The organism is Streptomyces sp. NBC_01446 (assembly GCF_026340095.1).
In the GTDB taxonomy this organism is placed as follows: domain Bacteria; phylum Actinomycetota; class Actinomycetes; order Streptomycetales; family Streptomycetaceae; genus Streptomyces; species Streptomyces aureus.
On sequence record NZ_JAPEPO010000001.1, the window covers coordinates 6,320,033 to 6,339,349 of the forward strand.

The 19,317-nt window shown below is 70.2% G+C and carries 20 protein-coding genes; 11 read left to right on the forward strand and 9 right to left on the reverse strand.

What is annotated here, in order from left to right; genetic code table 11:
- Nucleotides 1-19: 19 nt before the first annotated feature.
- Together OG456_RS28360 and OG456_RS28365 are read right to left on the reverse strand one after the other, a co-directional pair.
- On the reverse strand, nt 20-1,567 hold the full coding sequence (locus OG456_RS28360) for a S8 family serine peptidase (RefSeq protein ID WP_266565802.1): 1,548 nt from the start codon (nt 1,565-1,567) through the stop codon (nt 20-22).
- 103 nt (nt 1,568-1,670) lie between these two features.
- Nucleotides 1,671-3,212, reverse strand: coding sequence for a S8 family serine peptidase (locus OG456_RS28365; RefSeq protein ID WP_266565804.1), 1,542 nt, complete (start codon nt 3,210-3,212; stop codon nt 1,671-1,673).
- Nucleotides 3,213-3,547: 335 nt separating this feature from the next.
- On the opposite strand from OG456_RS28365, the gene OG456_RS28370 reads away from it, so the two are divergent.
- From OG456_RS28370 to moaA, 3 genes are all read left to right on the forward strand, one after another.
- The gene (locus OG456_RS28370) at nt 3,548-3,916 is read left to right on the forward strand and encodes a DUF485 domain-containing protein (protein ID WP_266565806.1); all 369 of its coding nucleotides are present in this window, start codon (nt 3,548-3,550) and stop codon (nt 3,914-3,916) included.
- Complete coding sequence (locus OG456_RS28375; RefSeq protein ID WP_266565808.1) at nt 3,913-5,541, forward strand: cation acetate symporter; 1,629 nt, start codon at nt 3,913-3,915, stop codon at nt 5,539-5,541. Before OG456_RS28370 ends, OG456_RS28375 begins: the two co-directional genes overlap by 4 nt.
- A 144-nt stretch (nt 5,542-5,685) precedes the next feature.
- The gene (gene moaA, locus OG456_RS28380; RefSeq protein WP_266565810.1) at nt 5,686-6,675 is read left to right on the forward strand and encodes a GTP 3',8-cyclase MoaA; all 990 of its coding nucleotides are present in this window, start codon (nt 5,686-5,688) and stop codon (nt 6,673-6,675) included.
- 9 nt (nt 6,676-6,684) lie between these two features.
- Here moaA and OG456_RS28385 read toward each other — a convergent pair whose 3' ends face one another.
- Together OG456_RS28385 and OG456_RS28390 are read right to left on the reverse strand one after the other, a co-directional pair.
- A complete protein-coding gene (locus OG456_RS28385) occupies nt 6,685-6,906 on the reverse strand; it encodes a hypothetical protein (RefSeq protein WP_206301923.1) in 222 nt (73 codons plus the stop codon).
- Nucleotides 6,907-7,102: 196 nt separating this feature from the next.
- Nucleotides 7,103-7,513: a DUF3099 domain-containing protein gene (locus OG456_RS28390; protein ID WP_266565812.1), complete on the reverse strand. Its 411-nt coding sequence runs from the start codon at nt 7,511-7,513 to the stop codon at nt 7,103-7,105.
- 191 nt (nt 7,514-7,704) lie between these two features.
- Between OG456_RS28390 and OG456_RS28395 the strand changes: the two genes are divergently transcribed.
- The gene (locus tag OG456_RS28395; protein WP_266565814.1) at nt 7,705-7,980 is read left to right on the forward strand and encodes a GlsB/YeaQ/YmgE family stress response membrane protein; all 276 of its coding nucleotides are present in this window, start codon (nt 7,705-7,707) and stop codon (nt 7,978-7,980) included.
- Nucleotides 7,981-8,062: 82 nt separating this feature from the next.
- On the opposite strand, the gene tyrS is transcribed toward OG456_RS28395, so the two are convergent.
- Genes tyrS through OG456_RS28410 form a run of 3 tightly spaced genes read right to left on the reverse strand, consistent with a single transcriptional unit; the run spans nt 8,063 to nt 12,298 of the window.
- The gene (gene tyrS / locus OG456_RS28400) at nt 8,063-9,331 is read right to left on the reverse strand and encodes a tyrosine--tRNA ligase (protein ID WP_266565816.1); all 1,269 of its coding nucleotides are present in this window, start codon (nt 9,329-9,331) and stop codon (nt 8,063-8,065) included.
- A gap of 52 nt (nt 9,332-9,383) precedes the next feature.
- Entirely contained in the window at nt 9,384-10,778 is a 1,395-nt protein-coding gene (locus OG456_RS28405; protein WP_266565818.1) for a metallopeptidase TldD-related protein, read from the reverse strand.
- Nucleotides 10,775-12,298 (reverse strand): TldD/PmbA family protein, encoded by a 1,524-nt coding sequence (locus OG456_RS28410; protein WP_266565820.1) that lies wholly within the window; start codon nt 12,296-12,298, stop codon nt 10,775-10,777. The genes OG456_RS28405 and OG456_RS28410 overlap by 4 nt, the downstream gene beginning before the upstream one ends.
- 245 nt (nt 12,299-12,543) lie before the next feature.
- On the opposite strand from OG456_RS28410, the gene fabG reads away from it, so the two are divergent.
- From fabG to OG456_RS28425, 3 genes are all read left to right on the forward strand, one after another.
- Nucleotides 12,544-13,260: a 3-oxoacyl-[acyl-carrier-protein] reductase gene (fabG, locus tag OG456_RS28415; RefSeq protein WP_116502852.1), complete on the forward strand. Its 717-nt coding sequence runs from the start codon at nt 12,544-12,546 to the stop codon at nt 13,258-13,260.
- A 5-nt stretch (nt 13,261-13,265) separates the two neighbouring features.
- Nucleotides 13,266-14,033, forward strand: coding sequence for an enoyl-ACP reductase FabI (gene fabI, locus OG456_RS28420; protein WP_266565824.1), 768 nt, complete (start codon nt 13,266-13,268; stop codon nt 14,031-14,033).
- A gap of 153 nt (nt 14,034-14,186) precedes the next feature.
- Nucleotides 14,187-14,564: a hypothetical protein gene (locus OG456_RS28425; protein WP_266565826.1), complete on the forward strand. Its 378-nt coding sequence runs from the start codon at nt 14,187-14,189 to the stop codon at nt 14,562-14,564.
- A 28-nt stretch (nt 14,565-14,592) separates the two neighbouring features.
- On the opposite strand, the gene OG456_RS28430 is transcribed toward OG456_RS28425, so the two are convergent.
- Nucleotides 14,593-15,276 (reverse strand): FadR/GntR family transcriptional regulator, encoded by a 684-nt coding sequence (locus OG456_RS28430; protein WP_266565828.1) that lies wholly within the window; start codon nt 15,274-15,276, stop codon nt 14,593-14,595.
- Between the two features lie 128 nt (nt 15,277-15,404).
- Here OG456_RS28430 and OG456_RS28435 point away from each other — a divergent pair, with 128 nt between their 5' ends.
- The 4 genes from OG456_RS28435 to OG456_RS28450 all read left to right on the forward strand — a co-directional run bounded on the left by OG456_RS28435 (nt 15,405) and on the right by OG456_RS28450 (nt 17,916).
- The gene (locus OG456_RS28435; protein WP_266565830.1) at nt 15,405-16,688 is read left to right on the forward strand and encodes a CynX/NimT family MFS transporter; all 1,284 of its coding nucleotides are present in this window, start codon (nt 15,405-15,407) and stop codon (nt 16,686-16,688) included.
- Nucleotides 16,689-16,747: 59 nt separating this feature from the next.
- On the forward strand, nt 16,748-16,867 hold the full coding sequence (locus tag OG456_RS28440; protein ID WP_264484672.1) for an SGM_5486 family transporter-associated protein: 120 nt from the start codon (nt 16,748-16,750) through the stop codon (nt 16,865-16,867).
- A gap of 229 nt (nt 16,868-17,096) precedes the next feature.
- A complete protein-coding gene (locus tag OG456_RS28445; RefSeq protein WP_266569465.1) occupies nt 17,097-17,312 on the forward strand; it encodes a hypothetical protein in 216 nt (71 codons plus the stop codon).
- An 85-nt stretch (nt 17,313-17,397) separates the two neighbouring features.
- A complete protein-coding gene (locus OG456_RS28450) occupies nt 17,398-17,916 on the forward strand; it encodes a histidine phosphatase family protein (protein WP_266565832.1) in 519 nt (172 codons plus the stop codon).
- Between the two features lie 98 nt (nt 17,917-18,014).
- On the opposite strand, the gene serB is transcribed toward OG456_RS28450, so the two are convergent.
- Entirely contained in the window at nt 18,015-19,253 is a 1,239-nt protein-coding gene (gene serB, locus OG456_RS28455) for a phosphoserine phosphatase SerB (protein ID WP_266565834.1), read from the reverse strand.
- Nucleotides 19,254-19,317: the final 64 nt, after the last annotated feature.

The following is a 19,317-nucleotide window of genomic DNA, read 5'->3' on the forward strand; positions in this document are numbered from 1 at the left end:
AACCGCCGTGCCTACGCGGTTACTTGGTCACCGCGTCCAAGGCGTCGGCGATGCCGTGCCCGTAGAAGCCGTTCTTGTTCTTGCCGCCCTCGCACACCGCGTCGACCTTGCCGTCGCCGTCGATGTCGTACGGGTCGGTGCACGGCGTGGCGTCGGCCTGCGCGTACAGGAGCGCCTTCACGGCCGCCGCGGAGGCGTGCGGGTGCGTCGACTTGATCAGCGCGGCGACGCCGGCGACGTGCGGGGACGCCATCGACGTACCGGCCATGTAGCCCCACTTGCCGCCGGGCAGCGGGCCGAGGATCAGGCCGCTCGTGGCGGGCGGCGCCGGCGTCTGGTACGCCGTCGAGTCGCCGCCGGGGGCCGCGATGTCGATGATGCCCCGACCGTAGTTGGAGAACGACGACTTGAGGCCCTTGGCCCCGGTCGCCGCGGTGGTGACGACGCCCGGCAGCTGCGTCGGGATGTCGAAGCACTTGGACGGGTCGACGACCCGGTCGCCGGGCGTCGTGTCGTTCGGGCTCGACGGGTCGGTGATCTCGTCGGAGGCGAAATCGTAGTTCTCGTTGCCCGCCGCCGCGACGTTCACGGCGCCCTTCTTCTCCGCGTACTGCGAGGCCCGCGCGACGGCCTTCACCAGGGCCTTCTGGTCCGGGTCGTCCGTGCAGTTGAAGTACCACGGGTCGGTGTAATAGCTGTTGTTGGTGACGTCGACGCCGTGCTCGGCCGCGAACACGAAGCCGCACACCACGGCCTCCGTGTAGAAGAAGCCGTCCGGGTTGCCCACCTTGATGCCCGAGACCTTCACGCCGGGCGCGACGCCCGTGATGCCGACGCCGTTCTTGGCGCCCGCGATCTCACCCGCGACATGCGTGCCGTGCGGGCTCTCCGAGGCACTGGGACGCCAGGAGCCGTCCGTCGTGTCCGGCTTGCCCGAGACACAGTTCGCGGACGCCCCGCGGTCGAAGTTCGGCGCGATGTCCGGGTGGGTGTCGTCGACGCCGGTGTCGATCACGGCGACGGTGACCTTCCTGCTGCCGAGCGACTTCTCGTGCGCCTTGTCCGCCTTGATGGCGGGCAGGTCCCACTGCAACGGCTCCAGCGGGTCCTGCCCGGCCGCGGCCTGACCGGCCGTGGCCGACAGCTGGGCGGCGGTCAGCGCCTTCGGGGTGCCGAGGTCGGTCGTGGACTGGGCGGGCAGCGGCGCGGTGCGCGTGGCACCCGCCGAGTCGACCCCGCGGGCCTTGCGGAGCGTCTTCGCGAAGTCCGGGTTCGAGGAGTGCGCGACGATGACACCGATCTTGTCGTACGCGATGACGACGGTGCCGCCGGCCTTGGCGATCTCCTTCTGGACGGCGGCCGAAGTGCCGTGTCCGGAACGCACGTTGACCACATAGCTGAGCGAGGGACCGTCCGTGGCGACCGGGGCCTGAGGGGCCTGCGGGGCCTGACCCGCGGCCGACGCCGTGGCGTTCGGCAGGAACGCGAGCGCCGTGGCCATGGCCATCCCGGCCGGGATGGCTATCGAACGGCGGATGGAGCGGGAGCGCGCGAGGGGCGCCGTCATGGTGTCTCCTGGGTTCGTTGCGTTCGGGATGCGTGGAGCGGCAGGCAGCCGGAGCCGCCCCGAGCACCTCTGGTGCAGGGCTGCTCGGCGGGTCGCGTCCGGGTCACTTCTTGACGGCGTCGAGCGCGTCGACGATGCCGAAGCCGTAGAAGCCGTTGACGTGCTTCCCGCCCTCGCAGGTGGCGTCGACGACACCGTCGCCGTCCCCGTCGTACGGGTCCGACGGGCAGCCCGGGTTGTCGGCCTCGGCCTTGAGCAGGGCCTGGAGCTGGGCCGGAGTGGCCCTCGGGTGCGCCGACTTGAGCAGCGCGGCGACCCCGGCGGCGTGCGGCGACGCCATCGATGTGCCCTGGAGGAAGCCGTACTGGCCGCCCGGCATCGTCGACAGGATGCGGCCGTTCTTCGACGGGGTGTCCGGGAACCGGAACTTGTCGCCGCCCGGCGCCGCGATGTCGATGACACCCTTGCCGTAGCTGGAGTAGTACGCCTTGGCACCCGTCGGGCCCGAGGCGCTGACGGTGACGACGCCCGGCAGCTGCGTCGGGATGTCGAAGCACTTGTGCGGATCGATCGTGCGGTTGACCGGCGTCGAGTCGTCGGGGCTGGAGTCGTCGACGAGCGCGTCCGAGTCCAGGTCGTCGTTGGAGTTGCCGGCCGCCGCCAGGTTGAGGGTGCCCTTCTTCTGGGCGTACAGCTGGGCCCGGTCGACCGCGTCGACGATGGCCTTCTGGTCCGGGTCGTCCATGCAGTTGTAGAGCCAGGGGTCCACGTAATAGCTGTTGTTGGTGACCTCGACGCCGTGGTCGGCGGCGAACACGAAGGCGCAGACCACGTTCTCCGGGTAGAAGAGGCCGTCGTTGGGGTCACTGACCTTGATGCCCGCGACCTTCACACCGGGAGCGACCCCGGCGACGCCTATGCCGTTGCGGGCCGCGGCTATCTCACCGGCGACGTGCGTGCCGTGGTAGTCCTCGGCTGGGTCGTAGGGGCGCCATGCGCCGGGCGAGGTGTCCGCCTTGCCGCCGACACAGTTCGCGGACTGCGAGGCGGAGAAGTTCGGGGCGAGGTCGGGGTGGGTGTCGTCGACGCCCGTGTCGATGACGCCGACAGTGACGTCGCGGCTGCCCGGGTTGATCTTCGCGGCCTTGTCGGCGCCGATCGCCCGCAGGTCCCACTGGTCGGCCTCGAGCGGCTCGGTGCCCGAAGCGGCGTGCGCGGCAAGGGACTTGGCCTGAGCCTTCGACAGGACCTGGGCGGCGCCCTCGTCCGTGGTGCCGGCGGCGACCAGCGGTGACGTACGTGTGGCGCCCGCCGACTGCACCCCCTTGGCGGCGCGGATCTGCCGGCCGAAGTCCGGGTTCGACGCGTGGACGACGATCACGCCGATCCGGTCGTACGAGACGACGACGGTCCCGCCGGCCTCGGCGATCGCCTTCTTCACGGACGCGAGGGTGCGGTGGTCCGTCCTGGTGTTCACGACGTACGCGAGTGCCCCGGCGTCGGCGGTGGCCGAACCGGCCGTGGCGGCAAGGGAGTCGGCGGGTGCGGCCGACGCGGCACCGGGCAGGAAGCCGAGGGACGCGGTGAGCGCGAGGCCGAGCGGCAGGGTGAGCGCCGGCCGGCGTCTGGAGCGCAGATGAGCCATGGGATCTCCACATCATCCGTCGTATATGGAAAAGCCCGAACACAGTTGGTGCCCGGGCAGGTGCATGACGCGTGGTGCTCGGGTGAACGTATCCCGGGTCCTCGCAGGCCAGCAATGAAATCCCAAAGAAAGCGCATGACTGGGCAACGCAGTTGAACCGGTGCGCGCGTGCCGCCGTGACGTTGAGCAGGGGGCATGCGCACGATCCCCGCCCCCTGTCGGATCACGTCGGGTAGCCCTACCATCGCCTCCCGGCCCAGGTGATCCAGATCACTGTGAGGTCTGAGAACCACATGTCCGTTTCACCCGCCGCACCCGCACCGCGAGGAGACTCCGTGGCCACCGATGCACCGCCACCGTCGCAAAGCGGCTCCCGCAACCGATCCGCACCGCCCTCCACGGAGGAGTTCATCGCGGAGCAGGAGAGCGCGGAGTTCGCCGAACTGCGCCACGCGCACCGCTCGTTCGCCTTTCCACTGACCGTCGCCTTCATCGCCTGGTACCTGCTGTACGTACTGCTGTCGAACTACGCGGGCGACTTCATGGGCACCAAGCTCTTCGGCAACATCAATGTCGCGCTGGTCCTCGGCCTCGCCCAGTTCCTGACCACGTTCCTCATCGCCTGGTGGTACTCCCGCCACGCCGCCACCAAGCTCGACCCCAAGGCCGAGGCGATCAAGTCCCGGATGGAGGGCGGCGCATGAGCCCCGCAGTCACGCAGGTACTCGCCGCGGGTGAGGCGAGCGAGCACCGGCCGCTGATCATCTCCCTGTTCGCGGTGTTCGTCCTCGCCACCCTGGTGATCACCGTCTGGGCGGGCCGCCAGACGAGGAACGCCTCCGACTTCTACGCGGGCGGGCGCCAGTTCACCGGCTTCCAGAACGGACTCGCCGTCTCCGGCGACTACATGTCCGCGGCCTCGTTCCTCGGCATCGCCGGAGCCATCGCCCTCTTCGGCTACGACGGCTTCCTCTACTCCATCGGCTTCCTCGTCGCCTGGCTCGTCGCCCTGCTCCTGGTCGCCGAGCCGCTACGCAACTCCGGCCGCTACACGATGGGCGACGTCCTCGCCTACCGGATGCGCCAGCGCCCGGTCCGCACCGCCGCCGGCACCTCCACGATCGTCGTCTCGATCTTCTACCTGCTCGCGCAGATGGCGGGCGCGGGCGTCCTCGTCTCGCTGCTCCTCGGCATCACGTCCGACGCGGGCAAGGTCGGCATCGTCGCCCTGGTCGGTCTTCTCATGATCGTGTACGTCACCATCGGCGGCATGAAGGGCACCACCTGGGTCCAGATGGTCAAGGCCGTGCTCCTGATCGCGGGCACGATCCTGCTCACCTTCCTGGTCCTGTTGAAGTTCAACTTCAACATCTCCGACCTGCTCGGCAAGGCGGCGTCCAACAGCGGGAAGGGCGCCTCGTTCCTGGAGCCCGGACTCAAGTACGGGGCCACGTCGACGTCGAAGATCGACTTCATCTCGCTCGGCATCGCGCTCGTCCTCGGCACCGCGGGACTGCCCCACATCCTGATCCGCTTCTACACGGTCCCCACCGCCAAGGCCGCCCGTAAGTCCGTGAACTGGGCGATCGGCATCATCGGCGCCTTCTACCTGATGACGATCGCGCTCGGCTTCGGCGCCGCCGCCCTCATCAAGCCGGAAGAGATCATCGCGTCCAACCCGGCGGGCAACACCGCGGCGCCGCTGCTCGCCCTCCACCTCGGCGGGGTCGACTCGTCGTGGGGCGCGATCCTCCTCGCGACGATCTCGGCGGTCGCCTTCGCCACGATCCTCGCGGTCGTCGCGGGCCTGACCCTCGCCTCGTCCTCCTCGTTCGCGCACGACATCTACGCGAACGTCATCAAGAAGGGGAAGGCCTCCGAGAAGCAGGAGATGAAGGCGGCCCGCTGGGCGACCGTCTTCATCGGCATCGTCTCCATCGGCCTCGGCGCCCTCGCCCGCGACCTGAACGTGGCCGGCCTGGTCGCGCTCGCCTTCGCGGTCGCCGCCTCCGCCAACCTGCCGACGATCCTCTACAGCCTCTTCTGGAAGCGCTTCACCACCCAGGGCGCGCTCTGGTCGATCTACGGAGGCCTCTTCGCGGCGGTCTTCCTGGTGCTGTTCTCGCCGGTCGTCTCCGGCAACCCGAAGACGTCCATGTTCAAGGGCGTCGACTTCCACTGGTTCCCGCTGGACAACCCGGGCATCATCTCGATCCCGGTCGGCTTCCTGCTCGGCTGGCTCGGCACCGTCCTGTCCAAGGAGAAGGCGGACGCCGGCAAGTACGCGGAGCTCGAAGTCCGCTCCCTCACCGGTACGGGAGCCCACTGACCTCGGGATTCGGACGGCCGCCTCGCACATCCTCGTATGGATCTACGACGCGGCCGTCCAGCTCCCGTGGGATCAGGGGCACCCCGGTGTCGGACCCATCACGTAGGCTCGCACTATCAGATCCGCATCGGAGAGGGGGCCCACGTGCTGATCGACACTTATGGCCGAGTGGCCACCGACCTTCGCGTCTCGCTGACCGACCGGTGCAATCTCCGGTGTACGTACTGCATGCCCGAAGAGGGCCTTCAGTGGCTGGCCAAGCCCGATCTGCTCACGGACGACGAGATCGTCCGGCTCATCCGGATCGCCGTCACGCAGCTCGGCATCACGGAGGTCAGGTTCACCGGCGGCGAGCCCCTGCTGCGCCCCGGCCTCGTCGGCATCGTGGAGCGCGTGGCCCAGTTGGAGCCCCGCCCCCAGATGTCCCTGACGACGAACGGGATCGGACTCAAGCGCACCGCCGCCGCCCTCAAGCAGGCCGGCCTCGACCGGGTCAACGTCTCGCTGGACACCCTGCGCCCCGACGTCTTCAAGACCCTCACGCGGCGCGACCGCCACAAGGACGTCATCGCCGGCCTCGAAGCCGCGAGCGAAGCCGGCCTCACCCCGGTCAAGGTCAACTCCGTGCTGATGCCGGGGCTGAACGAAGACGAGGCACCCGAACTCCTGGCCTGGGCCGTCGAGCACGACTACGAGCTGCGCTTCATCGAGCAGATGCCGCTGGACGCCCAGCACGGCTGGAAGCGCGACGGCATGATCACCGCCGGTGACATCCTCGCGTCCCTGCGCACGCGCTTCGACCTCACGCCCGAAGGCTCCGGCGAGCGCGGTTCCGCCCCCGCCGAACGCTGGCTGGTGGACGGCGGGCCGCAGCGCGTCGGCGTCATCGCCTCCGTCACCCGCCCGTTCTGCTCGGCCTGCGACCGCACCCGGCTCACCGCCGACGGACAGGTGCGCACCTGCCTGTTCGCCAGCGAGGAGACGGACCTGCGCGCGGCCCTGCGCTCGGACAGCGGGGACGACGAGATCGCCCGTGTCTGGAAGCTCGCGATGTGGGGCAAGAAGGCCGGCTCCGGCCTGGACGACCCGACGTTCCTCCAGCCCGAGCGCCCGATGTCCGCGATCGGCGGCTGACCCGGGGCCTCAGCCCTCGTGGTCCCCGGACTCCCAGTCCTTCAGCGCGACGACGTCCTTCAGGAAGCCGCGCACACCGAGGAACTGGGAGAGATGCTCGCGGTGTTCGTCGCACGCGAGCCACGTCTTGCGCCGCTCCGGCGTGTGCAGCTTCGGGTTGTTCCAGGCGAGCACCCAGACCGCGTCGACGCGGCAGCCCTTGGCGGAACAGATCGGGTTTTCGTCACTCACAGGTACCGCCCCAAACACATACGCGCCCGAACAAAGGCGACGCCGAGCAGCCACGGGGGGAGCTGCCCGGCGTCGGTCCGTCGCTCCGACGGGGGATGCGGAGCGCGTACGAAGTATGTCATGGGGGACCGGCCGCCCGGCACCGGAACTACATGATTGATCTGAGCTTTTCTTGAGCTTTGCGGATCGTCGGTGGTCAGCCGCGGTCACCCAAGTGATCAAGCCGCTCCTTGTCGTGCGCTCCGGCGTCGTCCTCCGGATCGGATTCCGCCGAGGTGGTGGCCGCGGGCGGCGTGAGCATCGGCCGCACCGGCGGGGACACGAAGGTCGACGGCAGCGAAGGGACGTTCTCCCGGCCCGCGTTGGCGATCACCACGGCGACGTAGGGGAGCAGCAGACCGAGCACCAGGGCCACGATCGCGACCGGGCGTTCGATGTTCCACAGGACCGCGCCGAGGATCACGGCGAGCGTGCGGACCGACATCGAGATGACATAGCGGCGCTGCCTGCCACGGACGTCGTCGGCGAGGCCCTGCCTCGCCCCGGTGATCCGGAAGACCTCGTCGCTGCTCTGCTTCCGCATCACGTTCCACCGCCTGCCTGCCATGCCGGACTCTCCCCGGTCCGGACTCTCTCCACCGTACGCCCGGCTTCCTCCCCGTTCGAGACCGGGGCGGGCCCGACCTGTGCGTACTTGCTGCGCCGTACCGCGTATGGATGCGCCCGACATGCGCTGTATGGCGGATAAGCCGAGACTGGGCGCAGATGCGCACAGCGCGCCACAGAGGAGGCGACGACATGAGCTGGTTGTGGGCGATCATCGTGGGTCTGGTGCTCGGACTGATCGCGAAGGCGATCCTGCCGGGCAAGCAGCAGATCCCTCTGTGGCTGACCGTGATCTTCGGAATCATCGGCAGCGTGCTGGGCAACTCGGTCGCCACCTGGATCGGCGTCAACGACACCAAGGGCATCGACTGGACCCGCCACCTGCTCCAACTCGCCGGAGCCGTGCTCATCGTGTGGCTGGGAGACATGGCCTGGGTGGCCCTGCGACGCGACAAACAGCGCGTCTGAAGAGACAGCCGGAAGGGCGGCCACGCACCAGGTGCGCGGCCGCCCTTCCGGCTGTCTCAGAGCGTGTTCAGAAGCTGTGCGCTCAGGCGCTGACGACCTCGATCGCTGCCAGGTTCTTCTTGCCGCGGCGCAGCACGAGCCAGCGCCCGTGCAGCAGCTCGTCCGCGGCCGGCACCGCGTCCTCGGCGGCGACCTTCACGTTGTTCACGTAGGCACCGCCCTCCTTCACCGTGCGCCGGGCGGCCGACTTGCTCGCCACGAGACCGACCTCGGCGAGCAGGTCCACGACCGGGCCGAGCGCGTCGACCTTCGCGTGCGGCAGCTCGGACAGGGCGGCCGCGAGGGTCGCCTCGTCCAGCTCACCCAGGTCACCCTGCCCGAACAGCGCCTTGGACGCGGCGATGACGGCGGCGCACTGGTCGGCGCCGTGCACCAGCGTCGTCAGCTCCTCGGCCAGGGCCCGCTGGGCGGTCCGCGCCTGCGGCCGCTCCTCGGTCTGCCGCTCCAGCTCCTCGATCTCCTCACGGGACTTGAAGCTGAAGATCCGCAGGAACTTGGACACATCACGGTCGTCGGCGTTCAGCCAGAACTGGTAGAAGGCGTACGGGGTGGTCAGCTCGGCGTCGAGCCAGACCGTGCCGGACTCCGTCTTGCCGAACTTGGTGCCGTCCGCCTTGGTGATCAACGGGGTGGCCAGCGCGTGCACCGACGCCTCCGGCTCGACCCGGTGGATCAGGTCGGTGCCCGCGGTGAGGTTGCCCCACTGGTCGCTGCCGCCGGTCTGCAGCGTGCAGCCGTACCGACGGTTCAGCTGCATGAAGTCCATGCCCTGGAGGATCTGGTAGCTGAACTCGGTGTAGCTGATGCCCGCGTCGGAATTGAGCCGTCGGGAGACGGCCTCCTTGGCGATCATCTTGTTGACCCGGAAGTACTTGCCGATGTCCCGCAGGAAGTCGATCGCCGACAGACCCGAGGTCCAGTCCAGGTTGTTGACCATGCGGGCGGCGTACGGGCCCTCGAAGTCGAGGAACCGCTCGATCTGCCCGCGCAGCCGCTCGACCCACAGCGCCACCGTCTCCGGGGCGTTCAGCGTCCGCTCGGCGTTCGGCTTCGGGTCGCCGATCAGGCCGGTGGCCCCGCCGACCAGGCCCAGCGGGAGGTTCCCCGCGAGCTGGATGCGGCGCATGGTGAGGATCTGGACCAGGTTGCCGAGGTGGAGACTCGGCGCGGTCGGGTCGAACCCGCAATAGAACGTGAGGGGACCGTCCGCGAACGCCTTGCGCAATGCGTCCTCGTCAGTGGACAGGGCCAGCAGGCCGCGCCACTGAAGTTCGTCGACGATGTCCGTCACGGTTCTCTTATCTCCTCGGATGACTTGGATGCTGTCCGACCAGGTTACGGGGTCATACGCCCTGGCTGACCGAGCTCATGTTGAAGTCCGGCACCCGCAGGGCGGGCATCGCAGCCCTAGTGAACCAGTCGCTCCACTCCCTGGGCAGCGTCTTTTCCGTCCGCCCGGCCTCCACCGCGCGCCCCAGCAGGTCGACGGGCGACTCGTTGAACCGGAAGTTGTTCACCTCGCCCACCACCTCGCCGTCCTCCACGAGGTACACCCCGTCCCGGGTCAGACCGGTCAGCAGCAGCGTCGCCGGATCGACCTCGCGGATGTACCAGAGGCAGGTCAGGAGCAGCCCGCGCCCGGTGGCCGCGACCATCTCGTCCAGGGAACGGTCCTCGCCCCCGTCCAGGATCAGGTTGTCGATCGCCGGCGCCACCGGGAGACCGGTGAGGCCCGCGCTGTGCCGGGTCGTCGCCAGATGGGCCAGCTCGCCCTCGCGCACCCAGTCCGTCGCCGTCAGCGGCAGCCCGTTGTCGAACACGGAGGCGCTGTCGCCCGAGGCGTGCGCGAGGACGAACGGCGCCGACTCCAGGCCCGGCTCGTTCGGGTCGCTGCGCAGTGTCAGCGGGAGCTCGGTCAGCCGCTCGCCGACGCGCGTGCCGCCGCCCGGCCTGCTGAAGACGGTCCGGCCCTCGGCGGCGTCCCGGGCCGCGGACGACCACAGCTGGTAGATCAGCAGGTCGGCGACCGCGGTCGGCGGCAGGAGCGTCTCGTAACGGCCCGCGGGCAGCTCGATGCGGCGGCGCGCCCAGTCGAGGCGCTGCGCCAGCTCGGCGTCGAGCGCGCCCGGGTCGACGTCCTTGAAGTCGCGCGTCGAGCGCCCCGCCCAGGCCGAGCGCGTCCGGTCCGGGGACTTCGCGTTCACCTCCAGCGTCCCGTTCGGCTGGTCGTGCCGCAGGCGCAGGCCCGTCGACGTACCGAGATAGCTGGAGACGAGCTCATGGTTGGCGAAGCCGTACAGCTCACGGCCTCCCGCGTGGGCGCGGGCGAACGACTCGCCCAGGGCCGGGGCGAAGTCCGCGAAGACGGCCGACGAGGTCTCGGCGGGCGCGTCCGTGAAGTCGGGGGAGTGCGGCACCGCGGAGACCAGCGGCCCGGCGTCCTCGGCGGGCGCCGCGCCCCGGGCGGCGGCCTCGGCGGCCCGCACCAGTGGTTCCAGGTCGTCCGTGGTCACGGCCGAGCGGGAGACGACCCCGGAGGCGGTGCCCTCCTTGCCGTCGACGGTCGCGATGACCGTGAGGGTGCGCCCGCGCGTGACCCCGTTCGTGGTGAGCGCGTTGCCCGCCCAGCGCAGATTGGCGGTGGACTGCTCGTCGGCGATGACCACGCAGCCGTCGGCCGTGGACAGTTCGAGGGCACGCTCGACGATCTCGTGCGGCTTGTTCGTACGAGGGCTCATCGACCCGCCTCCTGCGTGGTGTTCAGAATGTTCACGCCCTTGAAGAGGGCGGACGGGCAGCCGTGCGACACCGCGGCGACCTGCCCGGGCTGGGCCTTTCCGCAGTTGAACGCGCCGCCCAGCACGTACGTCTGCGGGCCGCCGACCGCCGCCATCGAACCCCAGAAGTCGGTGGTCGTGGCCTGGTAGGCGACATCGCGCAGCTGTCCGGCGAGCCGGCCGTTCTCGATGCGGTAGAAGCGCTGCCCCGTGAACTGGAAGTTGTAGCGCTGCATGTCGATCGACCAGGAACGGTCGCCGACGACGTAGATCCCGCGGTCGACGCCCCCGATCAGGTCCTCGGTCGACAGGCCGCCCGGGTCCGGCCGGAGCGACACGTTCGCCATGCGCTGTACGGGCACATGGCCGGGAGAGTCCGCGTACGCGCAGCCGTTCGACCGGTCGAAGCCCGTCAGCTTCGCGATGCGGCGGTCCAGCTGATAGCCGACGAGCGTCCCGTCCCTGACCAGGTCCCAGGACTGCCCGGCCACGCCCTCGTCGTCGTACCCGATGGTCGCGAGGCCGTGCTCGGCGGTGCGGTCACCCGTCACGTTCATGATCTCGGAGCCGTACCTGAGCTTGCCGAGCTGGTCGAACGTGGCGAAGGACGTGCCCGCGTACGCCGCCTCGTAGCCGAGCGCCCGGTCGAGTTCGGTCGCGTGGCCGATGGACTCGTGGATGGTCAGCCACAGGTTGGACGGGTCGACCACGAGGTCGTACAGGCCCGCCTCGACGCTGGGCGCCCGCATCTTCTCGGCGAGCAGCTCCGGGATCTCGGCCAGCTCGCGGTCCCAGTCCCAGCCGGTCCCGGTGAGGTACTCCCAGCCCCGGCCCACCGGCGGCGCAAGCGTCCGCATGGAATCGAACTCGCCGCTCGAACCGTCCACGGCGACCGCCGTCAGCTGCGGATGCAGCCGCACCCGCTGCTGCGTCGTCACCGTCCCCGCCGTGTCGGCGTAGAACTTGTTCTCGTGCACGGTGAGCAGCGAGGCGTCCACATGGTCGACGCCGTTCGCACCGAGCAGCCGCGCACTCCAGTCGGCGAGCAGCCCGGCCTTCTCCTCGTCCGGCACGGAGAACGGATCGATCTCGTACGAGGACACCCACGTCCGGTCCTCGTGCACCGGCTCGGGGGCCAGCTCCACTCTCTCGTCCGAACCCGCGGCCTTGATCACCTGGGCCGACAGCTTCGCCATCGCGACGGCCTGCGAGGCCACCTTCGCGGCCGCGTCCATCGTCAGATCCACGCCCGACGCGAAGCCCCATGTGCCGCCGTGTACGACCCGCACCGCGTACCCGAGGTCCGTGGTGTCCGACGAGCCCGCGGGCCGCGCGTCCCGCAGCCGCCGCTCCGCGCTGCGCACCCGCTCCAGGCGGAAGTCCGCGTGGTCGGCGCCGAGAGCCCGCGCGCGGGCCAGCGCGGCATCGGCGAGGGCCCGCAGCGGCAGCGCCGTGAAGGCTTCATCGATCGAATGGGGCACGGATGTTCTCCCTGCTGTCGGAGGCGCTGTCGCCAGTGCTGTCAGGAGCCTCGGGCACCCGGCCGCTCCCGGGTACGGGCACCGGTCAGCCCCGATCATGTCGCGTCGGCGGGCCTCGCGGCCACACTTTTCTGTAGGGACCCGACAGCGACTGTCCGGCGCCACTGTCGGTGGTCGATTCTCCGTATCCAGGGCGGTACCGATAGGTTTTCGAGGTACCAGACCGCTATCGAAAGGGTGATCCGTTGAGCCGCTCGGTTCTCGTCACCGGAGGAAACCGGGGCATCGGCCTCGCCATCGCCCGTGCGTTCGCCGACGCCGGCGACAAGGTCGCGATCACATACCGCTCGGGCGACGCCGCCGAGCTGGAGAAGGCCGGCTTCCTCGCCGTCAAGTGCGACATCACCGACAGCGAGCAGGTGGAGCAGGCCTACAAGGAGATCGAGGAGAAGCACGGTCCCGTCGAGGTCCTCGTGGCCAACGCCGGCGTCACCAAGGACCAGCTCCTCATGCGCATGTCCGAGGACGACTTCACGTCGGTCCTCGACACCAACCTCACCGGCACCTTCCGGGTCGTGAAGCGTGCCAACCGCGGCATGCTGCGCGCCAAGAAGGGCCGCGTCGTACTCATCTCCTCCGTGGTCGGCCTGCTCGGCTCCGCGGGACAGGCGAACTACGCCGCGTCGAAGGCGGGTCTGGTCGGTTTCGCGCGCTCCCTCGCCCGTGAGCTCGGGTCGCGCAACCTCACTTTCAACGTCGTCGCGCCCGGTTTCGTCGACACCGACATGACCAAGGCGCTCACCGACGAGCAGCGCGAGGGCATCGTGAAGCAGGTGCCCCTCGGCCGCTACGCGCAGCCCGAGGAGATCGCCGCGACGGTGCGGTTCCTCGCCTCGGACGACGCCTCGTACATCACTGGAGCCGTCATTCCCGTCGACGGCGGATTGGGCATGGGTCACTGATCACCATGAGTGGAATTCTCGAGGGCAAGCGCGTCCTGATCACCGGTGTGCTGATGGAGTCCTCCATCGCCTTCCACGCCGCGAAGCTGGCCCAGGAGCAGGGTGCGGAGATCATCCTCACCGCGTTCCCGCGGCCCACGCTGACCGAGCGCATTGCCAAGAAGCTCCCCAAGCCCACCAAGGTCATCGAGCTCGACGTCACCAACGACGAGCACCTCGGCCGCCTCGCCGAGCTCGTCGGCGAGGAGCTCGGCGGCCTCGACGGCGTCGTGCACTCCATCGGCTTCGCGCCGCAGGACGCCCTCGGCGGCAACTTCCTCAACACCCCGTTCGAGTCGGTCGCCACGGCCATGCACGTCTCCGCCTTCTCCCTGAAGTCGCTGACCATGGCCTGCCTGCCGCTGATGCAGAACGGCGGCTCGGTCGTCGGCCTCACCTTCGACGCCCAGTACGCCTGGCCGCAGTATGACTGGATGGGCCCGGCCAAGGCCGCCCTCGAGGCCACCAACCGGTACCTCGCGCGTGACCTCGGCAAGCAGAACGTCCGCTCGAACCTCATCTCGGCCGGCCCGATCGGCTCCATGGCCGCCAAGTCCATCCCGGGCTTCGGCGAGCTGGCCGCCGTCTGGGACGACCGCGCTCCGCTGGAGTGGGACCTCAAGGACCCGGAGCCGGCCGGCAAGGGCATCGTCGCCCTGTTGAGCGACTGGTTCCCGAAGACCACCGGCGAGATCATCCACGTCGACGGCGGTCTGCACGCGATCGGCGCCTGATCACCCGTACGTGGCCGACGCCCCGTTCCCCGCACTGCGCGGGGGGCGGGGCGTCACCCGTTCGGCCCACCGGCCGGGCGGGCGCGCGGGGTGGGCACGCAGGCTGAGAAGGCGTTCGTTCCCCCTCTCCCGTACGGCCGAGGAGGTCCCTTTGTGCGCCATTTCCAGCGCAGTGCCCAGGTACTCGCAGCTCTCGTACTCCTCTTCGCGGTGCCGTACGACGCCGCTTCCCATTCCGCCCGGACCGCGCCCCACGCGCGCGTGGCCGACGGCGGGGACGACCGCAGGACCGAACCCTTCGGAGCGGACTGCCGGGTGACCGTCTCCGGTTCGGACGTGACGGCGTACTGCCACAACCCGTATCCGGCGACCGACGCGGTCAGCCTGCACGTCGAGTGCGACCGTTGGTGGGACATAGACAGCGACGGCGGGCTGGTTCCGGCCGAGGCCGCCGAGACCGTGCGGCTCACCGGCCGGTGCTGGAAAGAGGTCCGCTCGGCCTGGATCAGCCACGCCAGGGTCGACGACTGAGCGCCGGGCCCGGGCCTGGGTTCTCGGCCTACTGAGTGGCGGACGGGATCGGCAGGCACAGGAACGGATAGCGCGCCGCCTCGGCGGCGGCCGCCTCCGCGTCACCGACCCGGATCGCGTCGAGCAGACCCGTGTGGTCCATGTGGTTCTCGGGCGTCAGCTCCTCGCCCACATCCACGCGCAGGACGTCCCGCAGGACCTCACCGAGGTCCGCGTACATCGCCGTCATGACGTCGTTGTGCGAGGCGGCCACGACCGCCAGGTGGAAGGTCGCGTCGGCCGCCACGAACGCCTCCGCGTCGCCCGACGCCCAGGCGTCCTCGCGGCGCACCATCAGCGCGTCGAGCTGCTTGAGGTCGCGTTCGGTACGACGCTGCGCGGCGAGGCTCGCGGCGCTGGACTCCAGGGTCGAGCGCAGCTCGGCGATGTGCCGGGGGTCGGCGTCGGCGAACCTGCGCTGCATCACGCCCGCCAGCTCGCTGGTCGCGACGACGTAGGTGCCCGACCCCTGCCGGATGTCGAGCAGGCCGTTGTGGGCGAGTGCGCGCACGGCCTCGCGCACCGTGTTGCGCGCGACGCCGAGCTGCTCGACCAGCTCGGGCTCGGTCGGGATGCGGGAGCCCACCGGCCACTCGCCCGACGAGATCTGGGCGCGCAGCTCGGCGATGACCTGTTCGGAGAGAGCCGAGCGCCTGGGGGAGGTCAGCGGCATGACGGTCCTTGGTGCGATGTCCGGGGCGAACCGGGGCGGGCAGAAACGGGGCGCGGGCGTGGTGGCCGCGCCAAGTGTGACGCAATCCGATTGGACACCCAATCATCCCATGATTCTAAGATGGGGCCATGGCCAGTGAGGAAACCCCGACGATGACACAGCCCCCGATACGGACCGCGAGCGCACCCGAGGCGAAAACAGCCCCCACGCGCGCGTGGGCCGTGCGCCTGATGATCGTGGGCATCGTCCTCGCGGCTCTGAACCTGCGCCCCGCCATCACCAGCCTCGGTGCCCTCCTCGAAGAGGTGCGCGACGGGCTCGGCATGAGCGGCAGCGTCGCCGGCCTCCTCACGTCCGTACCCCCGCTCTGTTTCGCGATCTTCGGAGTGATGGCGCCCCGGCTCGCCCGCCGCTTCGGCCCCGGCGCCGTGGTGTGCGCCGGCATGGCCGCGATCGCCGCCGGTCTGGTGATCCGCCCGTTCACCGGCAGCACCGTCGGCTTCCTCGTCGCCAGCGGCCTCGCCCTCATGGGCATCGCGGTCAGCAACGTCCTCATGCCGGTGATCGTCAAGCGCTGGTTCCCCGACCGCGTGGGCTCCATGACCGGCCTCTACTCGATGGCCCTCGCGCTCGGCACCTCCCTCGCGGCGGCCGTGACCGTGCCCATGACGGACGCGCTCGGCGGCAACTGGAAGACCGGACTCGCCGTCTGGGCCGCTCTCGCCGTGGCCGCCGTCGTCCCGTGGGTCCCGCTCGTACGCGAACGGGGAGCCGAGGGCGGCACCACCGCCGGCACCTCGCAGCAGGACGACGGCCTGCGCATCACCCGCAGCCGCACCGCCTGGGCGCTCGCCGTCTTCTTCGGCCTCCAGGCCACCGCCGCCTACATCACCATGGGCTGGATGGCCCAGATCTTCCGTGACGCCGGAGTCTCCGCCGGGACCGCGGGCGTGCTGCTCGCCGTCACCATGGCGATGGGCGTACCGCTCGCCTTCGTCATCCCCCGCCTCGCCACCCGGCTGCCCAGCCAGGGCCCCATCGTGGTCGCCCTCGGCGTGTGCGGACTCGCCGGTTACGCGGGCCTCTACCTCGCCCCGTCCGGTGGCGCCTGGGCGTGGGCCGTCCTCCTCGGCATCTCCAACTGCGCCTTCCCGCTCGCCCTGACGATGGTGGGCATGCGGGCGCGGACCGGCACGGGCGTCGCCAAGCTCTCCGCCTTCGCCCAGAGCACCGGCTACCTGATCTCCATCCCGGGGCCGCTGCTCGTCGGCGTGCTCTACCAGCACAGCGGCGGCTGGGGAGTCCCGATCGCGCTCATGGCGGCCCTGATGGTGCCGCAGATCGTGGTGGGCGTCATCGCGGGACGCAACCGTACGGTCGAGGACGAGGCCGCTCCGGCCGGCGCGGTCTGACGTCCGCCGGTGCCCACCCCGGCTCCCGGAGCCGAGGCAAAGGGTGCGAGACTGACCGCATGTCGCCTGTGCTCGACCCGAACCCCCAGAATGGCCAGAAGAAGCTCCTCATCGTGCTCGGCTCGATGCTGGCCATCACCGTGATCATCGCGGTCATCGCCTCGATCGCCTCACCGTGACCATCGACGCCATCGGGACCGTCATCGCGGCACCGTGACGGCGGTCCCGATGGCGTCGATGGCGGCCGGGGCTGGTGGGGCTAGCACCCCTAACCCCTAGGGGGTCAGTGTCAGGGTCAACTGGGTGGATCACCGGATGGGTTGAGGGCCCGGCCTTCCGTAAATTCGAGATGTGACCGCGAGCACCGCGGACCACGGCACCGAGCATCTCGATGACCCCGGAGGCGTCATGTCGGCCCCTACGCACACCCGGCCCCACCCGGCCCCGGCGGGCGGCGTCGACGTCAGACTCCCGTGGTGGGCGATCGCCCTGCCCGCGCTCACCTTCGCCGTACTCCTGCTCCTGATACTCAACCCGGCCGACGCGCACGCCGCGACCGGCGACCCGGCAGTCGGCCAGCTCCTCGACCGCATCCAGCAGGCGGTGCTGCACACGGCCCCGTGAGCGGCCCGCAAGGCGCGTCACCCGTGCCGGTCGAGCGCTTCAACTCTCTGCGCCCCGTGGCCGGTTTCGTGCGAAGCTGGGACCCATGAGCGTCGCAGAACCCCGCAGGATTGTCCTTTTCCGGCATGCGAAGGCGGACTGGCCCCAGGTCTCCGACCACGAGAGGCCTCTCGCCGAGAGGGGCCGCAAGGACGCCCCCGTCGCCGGCCGCAAGCTCGCCGACTCCGGTATCGACCTCGACCTGGCCATCTGCTCGACCTCCGCGAGGACCCGCGAGACGTGGAAGCTCGCCGTCCACGAGCTGCCCCACCGGCCGAGGACGGTGTACGAGGAGCGGGTCTACGAGGCCTCGCCCGGTGAGCTCATCGCCGTGCTGAACGAGACCCCGGACGACGTGCGGAGCGCGGTGCTGGTCGGCCACAACCCCGGGATCCAGGGGCTCGCCGACGTCCTCTCCGGGCAGGTCGAGGGCGACGCGGGGGAGCGGATGGCCCGGCGCGGCTTCCCGACCTCCGCCTTCGCGGTCCTGTCCTTCACCGGCCCCTGGAAGTCCCTCGAGCCGGGCACCGCCACCCTCCTCGACTACTGGGCGCCGTCCGAGTGACCCGTCGCCCGACGGCCGGCCCCTGATACGCCGGCGGGCCCCGGTACCGCATGGGTACCGGGGCCCGCCGCATCAGTGATCGTCCGCGTCGACCGGAATCAGTCGTCGTGGGCGTCCGCGGCCTCGACCTCTTCACGGGTGATGCCGAGAAGGTAGAGGACGGTGTCGAGGAACGGCACGTTCACCGCGGTGTGCGCGGCCTCGCGGACCACGGGCTTCGCGTTGAAGGCGACACCGAGGCCCGCCGCGTTCAGCATGTCCAGATCGTTGGCGCCGTCGCCGATCGCCACGGTCTGCGCGAGCGGCACCCCCGCCTCCGCTGCGAACCGGCGCAGCAGACGCGCCTTGCCCGCGCGGTCCACGATCTCGCCGGTGACCCGGCCGGTCAGCTTTCCGTCGACGATCTCCAGGGTGTTGGCCTGGGCGAAGTCGAGCCCGAGCCGGTCCTGCAGATCGTCCGTGACCTGGGTGAACCCGCCCGAGACGACGCCCACTTGATAGCCGAGCCGCTTCAGCGTGCGGATCAGGGTCCGCGCGCCGGGCGTGAGCCGCACCTCGGCGCGGACCTTGTCGACGACCGACGCGTCGAGCCCGGCGAGCAGCGCGACCCGCGCGTGCAGCGACTGCTCGAAGTCCAGCTCGCCCCGCATCGCCGCCGCGGTGACCTCGGCGACCTTGTCCTCGCAGCCGGCGTGCGCCGCGAAGAGCTCGATGACCTCGTCCTGGATGAGCGTCGAGTCGACGTCCATCACGACGAGGCGCTGGGCGCGCCGGTGCAGCCCGGCCGCGACGACGGCGACATCGACGCCGAGCGCCGCCGACTCCGTCGCGAGTGCGGTGCGCAGGGGCTCGGTCTCGGTGCCGGAGACGGCGAACTCGACCGCGGTCACGGGGTACTTCGCGAGCCGGAAGATACGGTCGATGTTGCCGCCGGTGCCGGTGATCCTGGCTGCGATGGCGGCCGTCGTCTCCGCGGTCAGCGGGTGGCCGAGCACGGTGACGAGCGAGCGGCCGAGACCGCGCGGACGGTTGTCGCCGATGCCCGAGATGATCTCGGCCTGCATCCGCATGGACTCCGCCCAGCTGTGGACGGTGGCCCGCAGGTCGCCCTCGAGACCGGGGGGCGGCTCCGTCACCAGGGCGCACAGGACAATGCGGCCTCGGGTGACGACCTGCTCGATGTCGACGACATCGACGGAGTAGGCGGCGAGGGTGTCGAAGAGCCCGGCGGTGATGCCGGGGCGGTCCTTGCCGAATATCTTGACGAGGAGCGTCGGGACGTCGTCCGGAACTGCGACCGGGACGTCAGCGGGGTGGCGGGGCTGCGAAGCACTCATGGTGGTCCCACGTTATCCGGCCCACGTCGCGGTGCGCGGTGGTGGTCCGTGTGGCGGACATGTG